The sequence below is a fragment of the Stenotrophomonas sp. Steno-C17 genome, assembly GCF_056393165.1.
Window position 1 is genome coordinate 203,858 of the sequence record NZ_JBWJPD010000001.1, and the last position, 16,628, is coordinate 220,485.

General features: G+C 65.1%; 17 protein-coding genes and 1 tRNA gene. 14 read left to right on the forward strand and 4 right to left on the reverse strand.

Annotated features, from left to right (window positions below; translation table 11 throughout):
* The first annotated feature begins 108 nt into the window (after positions 1-108).
* The 4 genes from yjjJ (at position 109) to AC06FA_RS00910 (ending at position 3,274) form a co-directional block, all read left to right on the forward strand.
* Positions 109-1,509 (forward strand): type II toxin-antitoxin system HipA family toxin YjjJ, encoded by a 1,401-nt coding sequence (gene yjjJ, locus AC06FA_RS00895; RefSeq protein WP_478066713.1) that lies wholly within the window; start codon positions 109-111, stop codon positions 1,507-1,509.
* 215 nt (positions 1,510-1,724) lie between these two features.
* Entirely contained in the window at positions 1,725-2,036 is a 312-nt protein-coding gene (locus tag AC06FA_RS00900; RefSeq protein WP_478066714.1) for a hypothetical protein, read from the forward strand.
* A gap of 44 nt (positions 2,037-2,080) precedes the next feature.
* A tRNA-Ile gene (locus tag AC06FA_RS00905) sits at positions 2,081-2,156 on the forward strand.
* A 227-nt stretch (positions 2,157-2,383) separates the two neighbouring features.
* The gene (locus tag AC06FA_RS00910) at positions 2,384-3,274 is read left to right on the forward strand and encodes a hypothetical protein (RefSeq protein ID WP_478066715.1); all 891 of its coding nucleotides are present in this window, start codon (positions 2,384-2,386) and stop codon (positions 3,272-3,274) included.
* Between the two features lie 79 nt (positions 3,275-3,353).
* Here the strand turns inward: AC06FA_RS00910 and AC06FA_RS00915 are convergent, their stop codons facing one another.
* On the reverse strand, positions 3,354-4,157 hold the full coding sequence (locus AC06FA_RS00915) for a type I restriction enzyme HsdR N-terminal domain-containing protein (protein ID WP_478066716.1): 804 nt from the start codon (positions 4,155-4,157) through the stop codon (positions 3,354-3,356).
* A 188-nt stretch (positions 4,158-4,345) separates the two neighbouring features.
* Here AC06FA_RS00915 and AC06FA_RS00920 point away from each other — a divergent pair, with 188 nt between their 5' ends.
* The 4 genes from AC06FA_RS00920 (at position 4,346) to AC06FA_RS00935 (ending at position 6,850) form a co-directional block, all read left to right on the forward strand.
* Positions 4,346-4,795: an N-acetyltransferase family protein gene (locus AC06FA_RS00920; RefSeq protein ID WP_478066717.1), complete on the forward strand. Its 450-nt coding sequence runs from the start codon at positions 4,346-4,348 to the stop codon at positions 4,793-4,795.
* 92 nt (positions 4,796-4,887) lie between these two features.
* Positions 4,888-5,298, forward strand: coding sequence for a hypothetical protein (locus tag AC06FA_RS00925; protein ID WP_478066718.1), 411 nt, complete (start codon positions 4,888-4,890; stop codon positions 5,296-5,298).
* Positions 5,299-5,342: 44 nt separating this feature from the next.
* Complete coding sequence (locus AC06FA_RS00930) at positions 5,343-5,762, forward strand: H-NS histone family protein (RefSeq protein WP_478066719.1); 420 nt, start codon at positions 5,343-5,345, stop codon at positions 5,760-5,762.
* A gap of 101 nt (positions 5,763-5,863) precedes the next feature.
* Positions 5,864-6,850, forward strand: a complete 987-nt coding sequence (locus AC06FA_RS00935; RefSeq protein ID WP_478066720.1) for a glycoside hydrolase family 43 protein — start codon at positions 5,864-5,866, stop codon at positions 6,848-6,850.
* A gap of 21 nt (positions 6,851-6,871) precedes the next feature.
* On the opposite strand, the gene AC06FA_RS00940 is transcribed toward AC06FA_RS00935, so the two are convergent.
* The 3 genes from AC06FA_RS00940 to AC06FA_RS00950 all read right to left on the reverse strand — a co-directional run bounded on the left by AC06FA_RS00940 (position 6,872) and on the right by AC06FA_RS00950 (position 9,311).
* Positions 6,872-7,513 carry a glutathione S-transferase family protein gene (locus AC06FA_RS00940; RefSeq protein WP_478066721.1) on the reverse strand — a complete coding sequence of 214 codons (642 nt, stop codon included), beginning with the start codon at positions 7,511-7,513 and terminating at the stop codon, positions 6,872-6,874.
* 94 nt (positions 7,514-7,607) lie between these two features.
* The gene (locus AC06FA_RS00945; RefSeq protein ID WP_478066722.1) at positions 7,608-8,537 is read right to left on the reverse strand and encodes an alpha/beta fold hydrolase; all 930 of its coding nucleotides are present in this window, start codon (positions 8,535-8,537) and stop codon (positions 7,608-7,610) included.
* Positions 8,538-8,561: 24 nt separating this feature from the next.
* Positions 8,562-9,311: an SDR family oxidoreductase gene (locus tag AC06FA_RS00950; RefSeq protein ID WP_478066723.1), complete on the reverse strand. Its 750-nt coding sequence runs from the start codon at positions 9,309-9,311 to the stop codon at positions 8,562-8,564.
* 104 nt (positions 9,312-9,415) lie between these two features.
* Here AC06FA_RS00950 and AC06FA_RS00955 point away from each other — a divergent pair, with 104 nt between their 5' ends.
* The 6 genes from AC06FA_RS00955 (at position 9,416) to AC06FA_RS00980 (ending at position 16,582) form a co-directional block, all read left to right on the forward strand.
* On the forward strand, positions 9,416-10,333 hold the full coding sequence (locus AC06FA_RS00955; protein ID WP_478066724.1) for a LysR family transcriptional regulator: 918 nt from the start codon (positions 9,416-9,418) through the stop codon (positions 10,331-10,333).
* A gap of 139 nt (positions 10,334-10,472) precedes the next feature.
* Positions 10,473-11,426: an alpha/beta fold hydrolase gene (locus AC06FA_RS00960; protein ID WP_478066725.1), complete on the forward strand. Its 954-nt coding sequence runs from the start codon at positions 10,473-10,475 to the stop codon at positions 11,424-11,426.
* A gap of 74 nt (positions 11,427-11,500) precedes the next feature.
* Positions 11,501-11,872: a hypothetical protein gene (locus tag AC06FA_RS00965; RefSeq protein ID WP_478066726.1), complete on the forward strand. Its 372-nt coding sequence runs from the start codon at positions 11,501-11,503 to the stop codon at positions 11,870-11,872.
* Positions 11,873-12,081: 209 nt separating this feature from the next.
* The gene (locus AC06FA_RS00970; RefSeq protein ID WP_108754253.1) at positions 12,082-12,534 is read left to right on the forward strand and encodes a PA2169 family four-helix-bundle protein; all 453 of its coding nucleotides are present in this window, start codon (positions 12,082-12,084) and stop codon (positions 12,532-12,534) included.
* A gap of 175 nt (positions 12,535-12,709) precedes the next feature.
* Complete coding sequence (locus tag AC06FA_RS00975) at positions 12,710-13,588, forward strand: NAD-dependent epimerase/dehydratase family protein (protein WP_478066727.1); 879 nt, start codon at positions 12,710-12,712, stop codon at positions 13,586-13,588.
* 459 nt (positions 13,589-14,047) lie between these two features.
* The gene (locus AC06FA_RS00980) at positions 14,048-16,582 is read left to right on the forward strand and encodes a methyl-accepting chemotaxis protein (protein WP_478066728.1); all 2,535 of its coding nucleotides are present in this window, start codon (positions 14,048-14,050) and stop codon (positions 16,580-16,582) included.
* The last annotated feature ends 46 nt before the right edge of the window (positions 16,583-16,628 follow it).

The following is a 16,628-nucleotide window of genomic DNA, read 5'->3' on the forward strand; positions in this document are numbered from 1 at the left end:
GCTCACAAGTAATTCCTTGTAAAACAACCAATTGTGAATTACTGGTTGCTTGCGGAGCCTTAGAATTTGCGCTAAATACGTAACACTATTCCGTCAGAAACGCCTGCCATGGCCCGCCCGCCGCTGCTTCAACCCCAGGACCTGATCGCCCAGCTCCCCTCCGGCCAGCCACTGTCGGCGGCGGTCTTGGCCGAACGGCTGGGCGTGAATCGCATGACCCTGAGTCGGCTGGTGGCCGCCAGTGGCGACCAGGTGGTGCGGCTGGGCCAGACCCGCGCGACCGCCTACGCGCTGCGCCAACCCTCACGCGTGGGCAGCGAATGGCCTCTGTACCGGCTGCGCGAAGATGCCACGCTGGAAGAGCTGGGCCGGCTGGTCGCGCTCAGTGGTGACACCTTCCATGTGGACGCCAGCCGCGCGCGCACGAACCTGCTGCGCGCGCCCGAGGGTGACCTGGCCGGGTTCTTCCCGGGTCTGCCCTGGTACCTGGACGACCTGCGTCCGCAGGGCTTCCTGGGCCGCAGCTTCGCCCATGGCCGCGGCCGCGCGCTTGGCCTGCCGACCGACCTCAACCGATGGCAGCGCGATGACGTGCTGACGGCGCTGGCGCAGGGCGGTAGCACCGAAATCGGCGACCTGCTGCTGGGCGGCGACGCCGTGCAGGCCGCCCTGGCTGCACTGGACGCACCACCGGACCGCGTGGACGCCGCCGACCGCACGCACCAGTACCCCGAGCGCGCGCGTGCCGCGTTGGCCGGCGAAGACGTGGGCTCATCACCGGGGGGCGAGCAGCCCAAGTTCACCGCCACCGTGGAAAGCGCGGGCGGCCGACGCGCGGTGATCGTGAAGTTTGCCCAGCCCGATGGCGGCGACGCTGCGCAGCGCTGGGCCGACCTGCTGGTCTGCGAACACCTGGCCCTGCAGACCCTGCGCGGCACCGGCATGAACGCCGCCCACAGCGAGCTGCTGCAGACACCCACGCATACGTTCCTGGAAGTGGAGCGGTTCGACCGCACGGCCGATCTGCTGGGGCGGCGTGGCTTCGTCTCGCTGCTGGCGCTGTCGGCCGCGTTCACCGGCGAAGCCACGCTGGACTGGCCCACTGCCGGTGCGCAACTGCAGGCGATGGGTTGGCTGTCTGCGCGCACCGTGCAGGCGATGGCGCGGCTGCATGCATTCGGGCGCCTGATCGGCAACAGCGACATGCACCAGGGCAACGTGGGTTTCCACTTTGTGGATCGCGGCGCGCTGCCCTTGGCACCGGCGTACGACATGCTGCCGATGTCGCTGGCACCGTCGCGGCTGGGCGTGCTGCGGCAGGACTCGCCGCTGGAAGCCGTGGCACCGCGTGGCAGCGGCGAGCTGGAACACCTGCGCTGGGCGGCGCCGCTGGCGGCGGAGTTCTGGGAGCGTGTGGCGGGGGAGGGGCGCGTGGGGTCGGCTGGGTTACGCGCGTTGGCGGCGGTGAATGCCGAGCGCGTGCGGGCGATGGGCGCGCGGTTTGGGTGAACCGGTCTGGTAGCGCCGGGCCATGCCCGGCGGATTGTTCTGGTGTCGCGTCTGCCGTTTGAATTCTTCCTGTGGCTGCCGCACGCTGGTTTGGCAGGTGCTCAACACACCTCGTAGGCGGTCCGGACACGCCGGTACCGATGCAGACGCGCAACACCCCGCACCTTTCCTGGGGCGAGCTGTTGCTTTGATCACCCTGCATCTGGAGTAGAGCCATGAATGATGTTGAGCCCGTTGAGGCGGATCGAGACGTTCCCGATTTCCCGCCGCTGCTGGATTGGAATGATGTGATGCTGGACGAGCTTGAGGATCGCTGGGGGTTTGCACGGCGAGCCACGTTCGCGTTGCTGACGCAATCTGGTGGGGGATTGGTTGAGGGATTTGGTGGGGAGAATCGATTGGGGTTGGAGGGGGCGGGAAGCGCTGTGGCCTTGTTTCGTGCGCATCTGCGGCAGATGCAGGTGTACGCAGAGGCTGCCGAAGATCGGTTGCGGCAGGTGGCGGGGGTGCTTGCCGTTGACGACTGAGTAGCGAGGGACGGGCGGGCTCCACTACACTGTGAGGCTGCGCAGGGCCTATAGCTCAACGGTTAGAGCAGGGGACTCATAATCCCTTGGTTCCAGGTTCGAATCCTGGTGGGCCCACCAAACATCTGCCCAGCGTTGTCGAAGTCGGTCCAACGACCGGCACAACGCTGCGTCCGGCCGTGCTGGCTTTTTTCTCGCTCGCATTTCCAATACTTCCCGGTTGAACCCGATCTGGGCTCAGATTCTGGCCGCGTGCAAGAAGACGCGTGCGCAAGTCGGCTATATGATCAAATGCGAGAAGAAGCGAAGAACGTCCTTCACACCCGGAGAGCGGAATCGTACCTGGCATGAAGATAGAGGAATCTGTCGTAAAGGCACTGGTTGATCAAGCCAGTCGATTGCAGTCGGCTGCTGTCGTACCTGCGGATTGCGGGCGCATCAATGTCCCGGTTGCTATGCAGGAAACGAGAGAGCGCTTGGCAAAGCGTATCGATGACCACCTGCAGCCGTGGTTTGTCCTGTTGGACGAGAGCATCCAGTTTTTCGTGCAGTTTGAGCGCTACCTCTATGAGGCTCCGCTAAGCAGCAACCTTGCCGGTTTCGCGGTAACGGTCTCCAAGCTCAAGCGCGATGTCATCTCCATACGCGATCTCCTGGCCATTGGGCAGGACATGACAGCGCGAGTCTTGGCGCGCACGTTCATTGAGGACATTGAGATTGCAATGGCGCTGGCGCTCAGTGCTGAAACATGCGAAGCGTTTGCCGCAACCCGCGATACCAACGAGTTCTGGAACAAACACATCGGGTACGGGAAGGTATACGACAAAGTACATCAGTATCTCTTGGCATGTGGAACCGAAGCAGATCTCTCCAAATCGCTCGTCGACAGGCACCGCCATGCAAAGAAAGTCTTCTCTGAGAGCACTCACGGTGGACGAAATTCCTCGCTGATGAGTGCTTTTGCACCGTCGCTTACTGATAAGGATGAATTGCACTTCCTCTCGATAGGTGCACTGACCTACGCAACTGCGCAGTTGGCGAGGTTCATTGCCCAAGAGACGCATGCGTTTGCGGGCTCGATCGTAAAGGGAACGATGGTCGCCGATCCATTGCATCTGTTCAGGAATTTTCGATTGACGGGGCGCTACATGAATGCCGTGGGCTCTGCTTACGTGCTCCAAGAGCTCCTGATGCGGTACGAGGCGCAATTGGAAGATCAGGAGTCGCGGTTCGGATGAGGTGCATGGGCCGACCGATCTCACGTAGATTCGATCGCGCTTTGGCTTGAAGCCTGGGGACGCTGCGCGTCCCCAATGCCTAGCTCATTGCAGGCTCCTGCGCAGAATCAGCCTGGCTGGACTTCTTCGCCTGTGCCTTCGAATTCTTCGAGACCGCCCGCCGTATGCGCTGCTGGGCGTCCTTTACCTTTTCCCCGTCCAGCACTTCGCGCTTGAGGATCTCATTGTTGAGAAGCTCAACTACGGCCTCTGGCTCGATCTTCAACTCTGGGAAAAGGCGGCGCAGCTCCCGGCGGATAACAGAAACAACGGGCTCCCCGAGAACAACCTGGGCAACCGTAAATCTGTTGAGAACCGAGATGTGCTGGTGATACAGACCCATCGCATCGGAGGTGATCCCTTCTCGACAGAGCAGGAACAACTTGCGCTGGTCCTCGTCGTTCTTCAGGTTGATATCCGCTATGCAGAACGATGAAACGAGTTCGTACTCAATGGGTTGTCCGAACTTGATTCTGTACAGCCGCCACTCGAGTGCGTTCGTCAGCACAATCCACTCGATTCCCTCGTGGGCACCGTAGTTGATGGCCTGGCGCAGGTGGGTTTCGTTCAACGATATGGCGGCAGCTTTCACTTCAATCAGGACCCTGATCTTGCCGTCGATCTTCACCGCCAAGTCGCAGAAGGTTCCTCTGATCTGCTGTTCGCTCGTCAGTTCATTGTATTTGTCATAACCGAAAATGTCGGCAAGCATGTCCTTGACGAGGGTGACTGTGTCCGCTTCAGACACATCCTTGGTCTTGTGGGAAATGGCGACAGAGACAAGCGACTTTACCGTTGCAGGCCACCTGTCCGAGACCTTCTTTGGAATCTTCAGCACATCCATGCTCCTTCCAGTTGTCGTCTGCGGATAGTGATGCTTTGCCCAGTGCTGTGCAATAACTTGCCCCAAGGAATTCCGGTCTTGGAGGGCATGTATGGGGCGTGGTGGCCCCCGAGCACACCACCAGCCAGCCTTCAACACCACGCTCACCCCCCCAGCGTCACGCTCAGACCTCAGCAACGAGGCTCCCCATGGCACCCACCACCCGCATGGCTTCGTCTTCCGACCTCCCCCAGGTCGCTGCGCTTTTCAACGACTACCGGCAGTTCTACGAACAGCCCGCCGACCTTGAACTGGCCACCACCTTCATGCACGAGCGGTTGCAGGCCGGCGATTCACTGGTGCTGGTAATCGAATCCGAAGAACACGGAATCGTTGGATTTACTCAGCTGTACCCGCTGTTCGATTCGGTATCTGCGCAGCGCAGTTTCATTCTGTACGACCTGTATATCGCGCAGTCGGCACGTCGCCAGGGCCTGGCCCGTGCGTTGATGATCGCGGCAACCGACGAGGCACGTCGGCGTGGCGCGGGGCGCCTGGAACTGCAGACCGGCCGCAGCAACCTGCCTGCGCAGCGGCTGTATGAAGGCCTCGGGTGGGAGCGTGACGACGCCTTCTTCGTCTACGCCATTCACCCGTAACTCGTCCCGGGTAAGCATGTCTCCGCATGCGCGGCATTTGAATCCCGTGGCATCATCATGTCTGCTTTCACCAGTAGGTGTGGAGTCGATGGATGAATCATCTGTTTGCAGTTCTGCTGGCAGTTTCCAGTTTTGGTCTGCATGCTGCCGAGCGCGTCGATTCCGTCCCCGCCCGTTTTCTCGGTGAGTGGAGCGCGGGGACCAGAGCCTGCGGTGCCGATTGGGACGAATCCATCCTCGTCATCAAGCCCAGGCACATCACCTACTGGGGAAGCGTGGGTCCCATCAAGGCTGTGGTGACCAACGGACCGCGCGAAATCATGCTCATCGCGGAACTCTCTGGCGAGGGCGAGACCTGGCTGAGCGCCAGCCACTTCAGGCTGAGCGCCGATGGAAATGCCCTCACTGCCGTTGATCGAGCCGAAAAACCGTTCATTCGGTATCGATGCCTCCCCAGACAAGCGGGACAAACCGTTCGCCAGCCAAAGTCGAATGGCAGGTAAACCCAGCTTGACACCCACCCCGCCACAGTAGACCTTTCCCCCCCATGACTATCGATATCGAATCGCTCAGCCTGCGCGAGCTGGGCGCCCTGGTGGCCGCCGCTGAACAGCGCAAAGCCCTGATCACCTCCCGTCGCCCGGCCGCCGCCGTGCGCCGCCTGCTGAAGGCCGCCGCGGCCGAAGCCGGTTACACCATCGAAGAATTGTTCGGTGACGATGCAGACGCCGCGCCCGCGCCGGCCCGCAAGCCCACCCGCCGCAAGTCCGGCAAGGTGGCGCCCAAATACCGGGATCCCGAATACAAGCGCCTGACCTGGACCGGCCGTGGGCGCATGCCGCGCTGGCTGGCGGCCAAGGTGTCCAAGGGCCATAAGGTCACCGATTTCCTGATTCCCGGCCTGGCCAAGCCGACCGCAGGCAAGACCAGCACCATCGGCAAGCGCACCGTCATCAAGAAGGCCTGACGCCCGCGTTCCACTCCCGCATGTGGAGTGGGACCGCCTTCGCATTCCTTATCTGGATCGATCTAATATGCTCCCATCCATCCAGCACGGGAGCGGACGGCATGGCGTTGGGGAAGTGGATGATGGCCGCCTGCATGGCGGTAACACTGGCATCGGGCGCGCAGGCCGCGCCTCCGGCCACCTCGGGTAATCCGATACTGCAGGGCTGGTATGCCGACCCGGAAGCAGCCGTGTTCGGCAGCCGCTACTGGATCTTCCCGACCACCTCGGCCGTGTACGAAGCGCAAACCACCTTCGATGCGTTCTCGTCGCCCGATCTGCTGCACTGGACCAAGCATGCCGACGTCCTGAACGCCAAGGCGGTGCCCTGGGCCAAGCGCGCGATGTGGGCGCCGTCGGTGGTGGAGAACAACGGGAGGTACTACTTCTTCTTCGCCGCCAACGACATCAAGAACGACAGCGAGCTGGGTGGCATCGGCGTGGCCGTGGCCGCCCGCCCGGAAGGTCCCTACACGGATCTGCTGGGCAAGCCCTTGGTGGGCGCCTTCCATAATGGCGCCCAGCCCATCGACCAGTTCGTGTTCAAGGATGACGATGGCGCCTGGTACATGATCTACGGCGGCTGGAAGCACGCCAATATCGTGCGGCTGAAGGACGATTTCACCGGCGTGCTGCCGCTGGCCGATGGCACGCTGTTCAAGGAAATCACCCCGGCCCCGGAATACGTGGAGGGCCCGCTGATGTTCAAGCGCGGCGGCCGCTATTACTTCATGTGGTCCGAAGGCGGCTGGGGCAGCCCGGATTATTCGGTGGCCTATGCCATTGCCGATGGACCCACCGGGCCGTTCAAGCGCGTCGGCAAGATCCTGCAGCAGGATGAAACCATCGCCACCAGCGCAGGCCACAACTCGGTGATCCAGGTGCCGGGCACCGATCGCTGGTACATCGTCTACCACCGTCGCCCCCACGGTGACAGCGCACGCGACCATCGAGTGACCGCCATCGAGCGCATCGAGTTCGATGCGCAGGGCCACATCCTGCCGGTGAAGATCACCCATGAAGGCGTGGCGGCCGATCCACTGCGCTGAGGCCGGCCGAGCGGCGCGCCATCAGGCGTTCTGGAACACTGCCAGCTGCGCGGCGAACGCGCGCTGGTAGGCCGGCCGTGCCGTTGCGCGCGCCACATAGGCGGCCAGCAGCGGGAATTCATCGACGATGCCGCTGCTCTTCAGGCGCAGCAGCACCGACACCATCAGCAGATCGGCGGCGCTGAAGCCAGCTTCCAGCCAAGGGCCATCCCCCAGCCGTGCGGACAGTTCGCCCAGCCGCCGCCGCACGCGCTCATCCAGCATCACCAGCCGCTGCGCATACCAGGGCTGTTCGCGTTCCAGCACCCAGGCCAGCGAGCGTTCGACAATCGGCGGCTCCACCGTGTTCAACGCGGCGAACATCCACATGATCGCGCGCATGCGCGCGTTGCCATCGGGCGGCAGCAGGCCAGGATGTTGTTCGGCCAGGTGCAGGATGATCGCGCCCGATTCGAACAGCACCAGGTCGCCCTCTTCATAGGTGGGAATCTGCCCGAACGGATGAAGCGCGCGGTGCGCTGGTTCCTTCATTTCAGCGAAGCTCAGCAGGCGCACGTCGTAGGCCAGGCCCAGTTCTTCCAGTGCCCAGCGCACGCGCATGTCGCGGGCCAGGCCCTGGCCACGGTCGGGGGAGGTGGCAAAGGCGGTGATGGTCGGTTGCATGCTGCTGCTCCTGCAGGGAAACGGCCTGCGTTACCTGTTCCGACGAACGACGGGGCCGACAATCGACAGGCCGGCCCCGCCTGCACTCACGCACTCAGCGGTCCAGGAAGGCCACCAGCGCGGGAATCGTCTGCTCTGGTGCCTCTTCCATCAACCAGTGGCCAGAGCCTTTCACGATCACGCCTTCCACCTGGGTATCGACCATCCGCGCCTGGTCAATCAGGAACTGGCCGGCGGCCTTTTCACCGGACAGCACCAGCATCGGCATCTGCAGTGGCGTCTTCGCGAACTGCGCGAAGTCTTTCGCGTCCTGCTCGAAATTGCGGAAGTACTCGAAGCCGGCCCGCATGCCGCCGGGGCGCGCATATTCGGCGGCGTAGAAGCGGCGGTCCGCTTCGGGCACCGACTGCGCCGGATTGGCCGCAAAGTCGTTCCAGAAATGCTCGAAGTAGGTGCGCTCGCGGCCCTGCACCAGCTTCAGCGGGGTTTCGCCGTAGAAGTGGAAATGCCACAGGTCGCGCAGCAGCCAGACGTGGGTCCAGTCGCCCACGCCGGGCAGGAAGGTATCCATCAGCACGATGCTGTCCACTTCGTCCGGGTACTGCGCGGCGTAGGCGTAGGCGACCATCAGGCCGATGTCATGGCCGACGATCTTCACCTTGGAATAGCCCAGTGATTTCACTAGTGCGTGGATGTCCTGGGCCAGGGTCTTCTTGTCATAGCCGCCCTCGGGTTTGGACGAAGTGCCGGCGCCACGCAGATCCGGCGCGATCACTACGTGGTGGTCGGCCAGCTGGGGCATCAATGGCCGCCACATGTGGCTGGTTTCGGCGTAGCCGTGCAGCAGCACCACCGGCGATCGCTCGCCCTGGCCAGCCTGCAGGTAGTGCAGGCTGACGCCGTTGACGGTGGTGGTGTGCTCGCTGATGGCGGCAGCGCCGGCGGCGTGGGCGCTGGCCTGCACGGCCAGCGCAAGCAGCAGGGCGGTGGCCGCGCGCTGCAGGGAACGGGACAGGATGTTCATGGTGTTCTCCTGAAAGGAAGGGGGTTACAGCTGGCTCATGCCACCGTCGGCGATGATCTCGGTGCCGACGATGAAGGCCGATTCGGGCGCGGCCAGGTGCAGCACGGTGGCCGCGATTTCGTCCGGGGTGCCGAAACGTCCCAGCGGAATCTGGCTCTGGATCTGCGCGGCGGTGGCATCCAGCGTGGTGGCGTCCAGACCCAGCTTTCCGTACAGCGGGGTCGCCACCGGGCCGGGGCTGACCACGTTCACCCGCACGCCGCGCGGCAGCAGTTCGGCCGACAGGGTCTTGGCCAGCGAGATCACTGCGGCCTTGCTGGCGGCATAGACCGAGCTGTTGGGCATGCCGATATGGGCGTTGATCGACCCGTTGATGACGATCGAGGTGCCCGGGTTCAGCAGCGGCAGCAGCGCCTGCACCTGGAAATAGGGGCCCTTGATATTGGTGTTGAACACCTGGTCCCACAGTGCCTCGTCCACGCTCTCGAACGGGGCGAGGCGGGCGATGCCGGCGTTGAGGAACACGGCGTCCAGGCGCACGCCGGCCTCGGCCAGCGCAGCGGCCAGGGCGCGGGCGCCGGCCGGGTCGGCGGCGTCGTTCACCAGTGCCAGGGCGTCATCGCCCAGGCTGGGGCGGGCCTGTTCCAGTGCCGCGGCGTCGCGGCCGGTGATGACCAACCGGCCGCGCTCGCGGGCGAAGGCCTGGGCGGTGGCCAGACCGATGCCGCTGCTGCCGCCGGTGACGAGGAGGGTCTTGTTGCTGAAGCGGTTCATGGTGAAGTCCTTCGATGCCGGCTCTTTGCCGTGAGCCCATGCTGCGCCGCGCCTGGGCGGTTTCCGTGCCACACTTCCGACGAACTCGTTCGAAGGGATCGAACATGTTGTCGGCAGACGAACTGGCCCTGTTGGAAGCCATCCGTGAGAGCGGCAGCCTGTCGCGTGCGGCGGCCCGGCTGGGCAAGGCACCCTCGACGATTTCGCATGCGGCGCGGCAACTGGAAGCGCGCTTCGATGCGCTGCTGTTCGACCGCCGCCGCTACCGCCTGCAGCTGACCCCGGCCGGTCAGTTGCTGGCGCAGGAAGCGGCGCGGTTGCTGCTGGACGTTTCGCGGCTGACCCGACGGGTGCAGCAGGTGGCCGGCGGTTGGGAAGACCGGCTGTCGATCGTGACCGACGAAGTGCTGGAATTTGAAACCCTGCTGCCGGTCATCCAGGCGTTCGACGCGCTGGACTCAGGCGTGGGCCTGCGCATCACCCATGAGGTGCTGACCGGCACCTGGGAGGCGCTGCGCGAGGGCCGCGCCGACCTGGTGGTGGGCGCGACCAACGAACCGCCGGTGATTCCTGGCCTGCGCTGGTTCGAACTGGGGGTGATGGACTGGGTGTTTGCGGTCTCACCGCGGCACCCGCTGGCGCGCGCGCAGGAGCCGGTGCAGGCCGCCACGCTGCTGCAGCATCGCGCCGTGGTCGTGGCCGATACCTCGCGGCGGTTGGATGCACGTGGCTATGGCGTGGTGGGCGGGCAGCCTTCGCTGGCCGTGCCCAGCATGCGCGCCAAGATCGAAGCGCAGCGGCAGGGGCTGGGCGTGGGCTGGTTGCCGCGCGAGCGCGTGGCCAGTCTGTTGGCGCGCGGCGAACTGGTGGAAAAAACCATGGCCGACCCGCGTGAGCCGAACCTGCTGTACGTGGCCTGGCGTGGTGAACATGAGGGCCGCGCACTGCAGTGGTGGTTGCAGCAGTTGCGCCTGCCGCGGTTGGCAGCGCGGTTGGTGCAGGGCATTGATTACGGCGGGTAGCGGCGCACGTGGGGCGCACGGTCACCGCAGCACATCGATCCAATACGGTCGATCAAGTTTTGCGGACCATTCGTCACCGATGCGCTCGGATCCGGGCGCACAGTAGCGCCTGTCCAACCACCCAAGACGAGGTTCCCCCATGAAATTTGCTACCCGTACTCTGGCCGCCGCCGTGCTGGCCCTGTCCGTACAGGCCGGCGTATCCGCCCAGGCCGCCGAGCCGGCCAAGCCGGCTGCCGTTACCAGCATTGCCCGCACCGCCAGCTACATCACCACCGCCGATGGCGTGCAGCTGTACTACAAGGATTGGGGCCCGAAGGACGGCCCGGTCGTCACCTTCAGCCATGGCTGGCCGCTGAACTCGGACAGCTGGGAATCGCAGATGATCTTCCTGGCCAACCACGGTTACCGCGTGATCGCGCACGACCGTCGTGGCCACGGCCGTTCCAGCCAGCCCTGGGATGGCAACGACATGGATCATTACGCCGATGATCTGGCCACGGTGATCAACACCCTGGACCTGCACGACGTGACCCTGGTGGGCTTCTCCACTGGCGGCGGTGAAGTGGCGCGTTATATCGGCCGCCATGGCACCGGCCGGGTGAAGAAGGCCGTGCTGATCAGCTCGGTGCCGCCGTTCATGCTGAAGACCGCCGACAACCCCAACGGTCTGCCGATCGAAGTGTTCGACGGTATCCGCAAGGCGCAGATGGACAACCGCGCGCAGCTGTACAAGGACATTCCGTCGGGTCCGTTCTACGGCTTCAACCGCCCGGGCGCGAAGGTTTCCCTGGGCCTGATCGACGCCTGGTGGGCGCAGGGCATGCAGGGTGGCCACAAGAACACCTACGATTCGATTGCCGCGTTCTCGGCCACCGACTTCCGCGCCGACCTGAAGAAGTTCGATGTGCCGACCCTGGTCATCCACGGTGATGACGACCAGATCGTGCCGATCGATATCTCCGGTCGCCAGTCGGCCAAGCTGATCAAGGGCGCCAAGCTGATCGTGTACCCGGGTGCGCCGCACGGCCTGACCGACACCCACAAGGACAAGGTCAACCAGGACCTGCTGGCCTTCCTGCAGCAGAAGTAGGGCGTCAGCGCCCCGGCACAACCTGCCGGGGCGTTGTCACGTGAGGGGAGGGCATCCAGCTGCGATAATGGGCCATGCACACCGCGTCCCTCACCGTCACTCTTGAAGCTGCGTTCCTGGGGCTGCGCGCGCTGCCGTGGTTCGCGCTGGCGCACAACAGCCTGAACCCGCGCCTGGTCCTGCACGCCGACCGTGTGGAATACCGCGTGCTGCGCCGCCATGAGCGGCCCTACAGCGCGATTGCCGAAGTGGACTACCGCAACTGGCGCACTACCCAGAACATCGTGCTGGCGTTTGAAGGAAGCGCATTCACCTTCATTGCCAATACCGGAGTGCTTGGCCGCACGCGAGGGGCCATTGCGCGACTGCAGGCGCAGGGATGTGTGCTGTCACCGCGTGCGCAGGCGCTGTTAAGCGCGAGTGCGAATGAGGATGCGCCGAAATAGGCGTTTTCCGCGTGGTGGAACACTGAAATTGCTGCAACCACGTGAAGCCGCTGCAACGCCGCGTGAAGCAGTCAGCGCCGGTTCTACAGCGTGATTCCCGCATCAATCGCTGCTCACCTGCACCGCACACGCGTTCGATCACTGTGGCTGCGCACGGCAACGGTCATGCACCGCTGCCCCTTCCCGCAGATCCGAAAAGGAGCCACGCCATGAGCACCCAGTCCACCATCGAAAGCCGTCTGAACGACCTGATCGAAATCGCTCGCGACGGCAAATCCTTCTATGAAGAAGCGGCCACCAAGGTGAAGGATGCCGAGCTGTCGGCGCTGTTCACCCGCATCGCCGGCGTCAAGGCGCGCATCGTGACTTCGCTGAGCGGCGCAGTGGCCGCCACCGGTGGCAAGCCGGCCGAGCACGGCACCCTGGTCGGTTCCATGCAGCAGTTCTACGGCAAGGTGCGCGCGGCCTTCGGCGATACCAACTACGGCTATGTGGCCGAGCTGGAAGAATCGGAAGACCGCCTGCTGGGCGCGTTCAAGGACGTGCTGAAGGAAAACGACCTGCCGCCGGCCGTGCGCCAGGAAGTCACCCAGTGGCTGCCGGACGTGCAGGAATGCCACGCGGTGATGCGCACCCGCAAGCACGCAATGAAGGCGGCTTGATCGCCTGATCGTTTCTGGCTGACCCCCACCAGCCAACCCGGGCCCCGCCATGTGGCGGGGCCTTTTGTGTGCGTCCGCGCACAACTGCAATCTGCCGCTATCGCCGCGGTCGCATGGCCTGCCTAGAATCGCTTCATCCCGGTACGTTCCGGGCGCTGTCGAGTGAATGGATTCCATGAAGATTCTGCTGACCGGAAGTTCCGGCCGCATCGGCCGCGCGATCTTTGGTGCGCTGGCGGCGCAGCACGAGGTGATCGGTCTGGACCGCAGCCCGTTCGCCACCACCCGCATCGTGGCCGACGTGACTGACCGTACTGCGCTGCAGCGCGCCCTGGAGGGCGTGGATGCGGTGATCCACACCGCCGCGCTGCACGCGCCGCATGTGGGGTTGGTGGACGAAGCGGTGTTCCAGGCCGTGAATGTGGATGCGACCGTGCAGTTGCTGCAGTTGGCGCGGCAGGCCGGCGTGCCGCGGTTTGTGTTGACCAGCACGACCGCCCTGTATGGCCATGCCGTGGTGCCCGGCGGCTGCCGCTGGATTGACGAAGACACCCAGCCGCTGCCGCGTACCGTCTATCACCGCAGCAAACTGCAGGCCGAGGCGCTGGCCGAGGAGGCGGCGTCGGACAGCTTCAGTGTGCGGGTGCTGCGCATGGGCCGCTGTTTCCCTGAACCGCCCGAGCGCATGGCGCTGTTCCGCCTGCATCGGGGCATTGATGCACGCGATGTGGCCAGCGCGCATGCGGCGCTGCTGCTGGACGAAGGCGGGGCGTTCCAGCGCTACATCGCCTGCGGGGCCAGTCCATTCCAGCGCGAGGACTGCCTGCAGCTGGCCGTCGATCCGCGCCAGGTGCTGGCGCGCCGCGCGCCGCAGTTGCTGGCCGAATTCGAGCGCCGCGGCTGGCCGCTGCCGCCGTCGATCGACCGGGTATACGACAGCGGCCGGCTGCAACAGCAGTTGGGGTGGCAGCCGCGCCATGGGCCGGAAGAAGTGTTGCAGCAGTACGCCGCCGGCAGCATTGAAGTGTTGCCCCGCGCGATGGCCCAGCCCTGAACGCGGCGGGCACCGCGCCAGTCGAGCAAGCTCGACTCTACGAACGGCGATGAAGCCCGGCAGACACCCGGGTTTCCCGTAGCGTCGAGCTTGCTCGACGGCCATGAAGGTCGGCCGGCATCGCGCCAGTCGAGCAAGCTCGACTCTACGAACGGCGCGAGCCGGCCGGCACCCGCGTTCCCCGTAGCGTCGAGCTTGCTCGACGGCCATGAAGGTCGGCCGGCACCGCGCCAGTCGAGCAAGCTCGACTCTACGAATGGCGCGACGCCCCGGGCACGTGGCCCCGCCCGCGATGCTGAGTACGTTCAGCTTCGGCAGCCAGCCCGGCTCAACCTGTGCGGCGCGCGGCCGTTAACCCGGTGCGCGCCTTCTTCTGGAAGGTGGCCCGCGCGAGGGATCGCGCATCTGCGCGGTGCCCCCACCGGTGCCGGTTGTCCTGAATCACCTGCGGATCCTTCCATGTCGCCTTCCCGTTCTACGGCTGCCCGTCGCCCCGGCAGCATTGCCCACAAGCTGATGCTGGGCACCGCGCTGATCGCACTGCTGTGCTTCGGCCTGACCGCCTTCCTGATCTACCGCCAGGCCAGCAGCAGCCTGATCAATGCTTCGCGCCAGACCATGGCCAGCGAAGCCAATGCCGAGGCACGCAAGGTCGCCGCCGATCTGGGCACGGCCTTCGCCAGCAACGACGCCATGGCCGAGGCCGTGCTGGCCCAGCGCGAGCGCGGCGATGTGCCCGACCGCGCCAGCCTGGCCGCGATCATCGGCGAACAGCTGCATGCCCACCCGGAATGGCTGGGCAAGAGCACCATGTGGGAAGCCGATGCCTTCGATGGCAAGGACGCCGAGTTCGTGAACACCGAGGCGCACGATGCCACGGGTCGCTACATGAGTTACTGGGCCTGGCAGGACGGCAAGCCGACCCAGTCGACGATGACCGACTACACCGAAAATGCCAGCGGCTCCAGTGATTGGTACGTGGGCCCCAGCCGCGACAAGCTGCCCAAGGTCAGCGAACCCTACGCCTACGACATCGGTGGCCAGCAGGTGCTGATGAGCACGCTGAGCACGCCGATCGTGGAGAACGGCACATTCCTGGGCGTGTTCACCGTCGATTTCTCGCTGGCGGCCCTGCAGAAGCATCTGGCCACCCTGGCCCCGATGGGTGCCGGCCGCGTTGAACTGCTGTCGCCGAAGGGCGTGGTGCTGGCGGCCGCCAATGCCGCTGAGATCGGCAAGCCGCGTACCGATGCGGGCACCCGCGCGATGCTGCAGCAGATTGCCGCCGACAAGACCGTGGAAGCCTTCGAGCCGGATGATGCCGGCAACGTGCGCCTGTACGTGCCGCTGAAGATCGGCAATGCGCCGCAGCGCTTCGCGCTGGGCGTGGTGGTGCCGCATGCGGTGATCGTGGCCGAAGCGCGCCAGCTGCTTTGGCTGACCCTGCTGGTGGGCGTGGTGGCTGCGCTGACCCTGAGTGCTGGCGTGTACGTGCTGCTGCGCCGCCTGGCGATCCGTCCGCTGGCCGAAGCCGTGCGCATTGCCGGTGACGTCGCTGCCGGCAAGCTGGATTCGGCCATGCCCGCGCGCAGCAACGATGAAGTGGGCCGTCTGCTGGACGCGATGCAGGCCATGCGCGGGCAGTTGCAGGCGGTCATGGCTGCCCAGGCCGAGATGGCGCAGCGCCACGACGCCGGGCAGATCAGCTACCGCATGGATGCCTCGGTATTCCCCGGCGAGTACGGCCGCATGGTGGCCGACAGCAACCAGCTGGTGGCGTCCAGCAATGCGGTCACCCAGCGCCTGGTGGAGGTGATGCAGCGCTACGCCGTGGGCGACCTGAGCGTGGACATGGATGCCCTGCCGGGCGAAAAGGCGGTGTTCACCGCCGCCATGGCGACCACCAAGCACAACCTGGGCGCGATCAACGATCAGATCCAGCAGCTGGCCGCCGCTGCTGCTGCCGGTGATTTCGCCGTGCGTGGCGATGCCCAGCGCTTCGAGCATGATTTCCGCCGCATGGTGGAAACCCTGAACACCATGATGCAGGTGAGCGACCACAACCTGGCCGCGCTCTCCACGCTGCTGCGCGCGATCGCCGCCGGTGACCTGAGCACCCGCATGCACGGTGACTTCCACGGTGTGTTCGCGGTGATGCGCGACGATGCCAACAGCACCGTGCAGCAGCTGACCCAGATCGTCGGCCAGATCCAGCAGTCGGCCGCCAGCATCCGTCTGGCCGCCGGCGAGATTGCCTCGGGCAACAACGATCTGTCGCGCCGTACCGAAACGCAGGCGGCCAACCTGGAAGAAACCGCGGCATCGATGGAAGAACTGACCTCCACCGTGCGCCAGAACGCCGAGCACGCGCAGCAGGCCAACAGCCTGGCGGCGTCGGCGGCCGGCGTGGCCAGCGAAGGCGGGCAGGTGGTCGGCCAGGTGGTGCAGACCATGGAACAGATTGAAACCTCGTCGCAGCGCATTGCCGAAATCATTTCGGTCATCGACGGCATCGCGTTCCAGACCAACATCCTGGCGTTGAACGCGGCGGTGGAAGCGGCGCGCGCCGGCGAACAGGGCCGCGGCTTTGCCGTGGTGGCCAGCGAAGTGCGCGCACTGGCGCAGCGTTCGGCAGGGGCGGCCAAGGAAATCAAGGAACTGATCGATGCCTCGGTGGCCCATGTGGGGACCGGTGCGCAGCTGGTGCACGGCGCCGGCCGCACCATGCAGGAGATCGTCGGTCAGGTGGGCCGGGTGAACGACATCATGGCCGAGATTTCGGCGGCCTCGCGCGAACAGTCCGCCGGCATCGAGCAGGTGAACCAGACCGTGGTGCAGATGGACGAGACCACCCAGCAGAACGCGGCGCTGGTGGAAGAAGCCACGGCCGCGGCGCGGGCGATGGAAGAGCAGGCCGAACAGCTGGCGGTGGCGGTGTCGCGCTTCCGCCTGCACGCCGATGCCACGGCGGCGAAGGTGCTGCGCGCCGCCTGAGGGCTGGAAAAAAGACGCCCGGCGGGGGCCGGGCGTCGTTTGCATC

Bases quoted from the DNA above. Each gene is read 5' to 3' on its own strand.
- yjjJ (WP_478066713.1), top strand. From the start codon at position 109: ATGGCCCGCCCGCCGCTGCTTCAACCCCAGGACCTGATCGCCCAGCTC.
- AC06FA_RS00900 (WP_478066714.1), top strand. From the start codon at position 1,725: ATGAATGATGTTGAGCCCGTTGAGGCGGATCGAGACGTTCCCGATTTC.
- AC06FA_RS00910 (WP_478066715.1), top strand. From the start codon at position 2,384: ATGAAGATAGAGGAATCTGTCGTAAAGGCACTGGTTGATCAAGCCAGT.
- AC06FA_RS00915 (WP_478066716.1), bottom strand. From the start codon at position 4,157: ATGGATGTGCTGAAGATTCCAAAGAAGGTCTCGGACAGGTGGCCTGCA.
- AC06FA_RS00920 (WP_478066717.1), top strand. From the start codon at position 4,346: ATGGCACCCACCACCCGCATGGCTTCGTCTTCCGACCTCCCCCAGGTC.
- AC06FA_RS00925 (WP_478066718.1), top strand. From the start codon at position 4,888: ATGAATCATCTGTTTGCAGTTCTGCTGGCAGTTTCCAGTTTTGGTCTG.
- AC06FA_RS00930 (WP_478066719.1), top strand. From the start codon at position 5,343: ATGACTATCGATATCGAATCGCTCAGCCTGCGCGAGCTGGGCGCCCTG.
- AC06FA_RS00935 (WP_478066720.1), top strand. From the start codon at position 5,864: ATGGCGTTGGGGAAGTGGATGATGGCCGCCTGCATGGCGGTAACACTG.
- AC06FA_RS00940 (WP_478066721.1), bottom strand. From the start codon at position 7,513: ATGCAACCGACCATCACCGCCTTTGCCACCTCCCCCGACCGTGGCCAG.
- AC06FA_RS00945 (WP_478066722.1), bottom strand. From the start codon at position 8,537: ATGAACATCCTGTCCCGTTCCCTGCAGCGCGCGGCCACCGCCCTGCTG.
- AC06FA_RS00950 (WP_478066723.1), bottom strand. From the start codon at position 9,311: ATGAACCGCTTCAGCAACAAGACCCTCCTCGTCACCGGCGGCAGCAGC.
- AC06FA_RS00955 (WP_478066724.1), top strand. From the start codon at position 9,416: ATGTTGTCGGCAGACGAACTGGCCCTGTTGGAAGCCATCCGTGAGAGC.
- AC06FA_RS00960 (WP_478066725.1), top strand. From the start codon at position 10,473: ATGAAATTTGCTACCCGTACTCTGGCCGCCGCCGTGCTGGCCCTGTCC.
- AC06FA_RS00965 (WP_478066726.1), top strand. From the start codon at position 11,501: ATGCACACCGCGTCCCTCACCGTCACTCTTGAAGCTGCGTTCCTGGGG.
- AC06FA_RS00970 (WP_108754253.1), top strand. From the start codon at position 12,082: ATGAGCACCCAGTCCACCATCGAAAGCCGTCTGAACGACCTGATCGAA.
- AC06FA_RS00975 (WP_478066727.1), top strand. From the start codon at position 12,710: ATGAAGATTCTGCTGACCGGAAGTTCCGGCCGCATCGGCCGCGCGATC.
- AC06FA_RS00980 (WP_478066728.1), top strand. From the start codon at position 14,048: ATGTCGCCTTCCCGTTCTACGGCTGCCCGTCGCCCCGGCAGCATTGCC.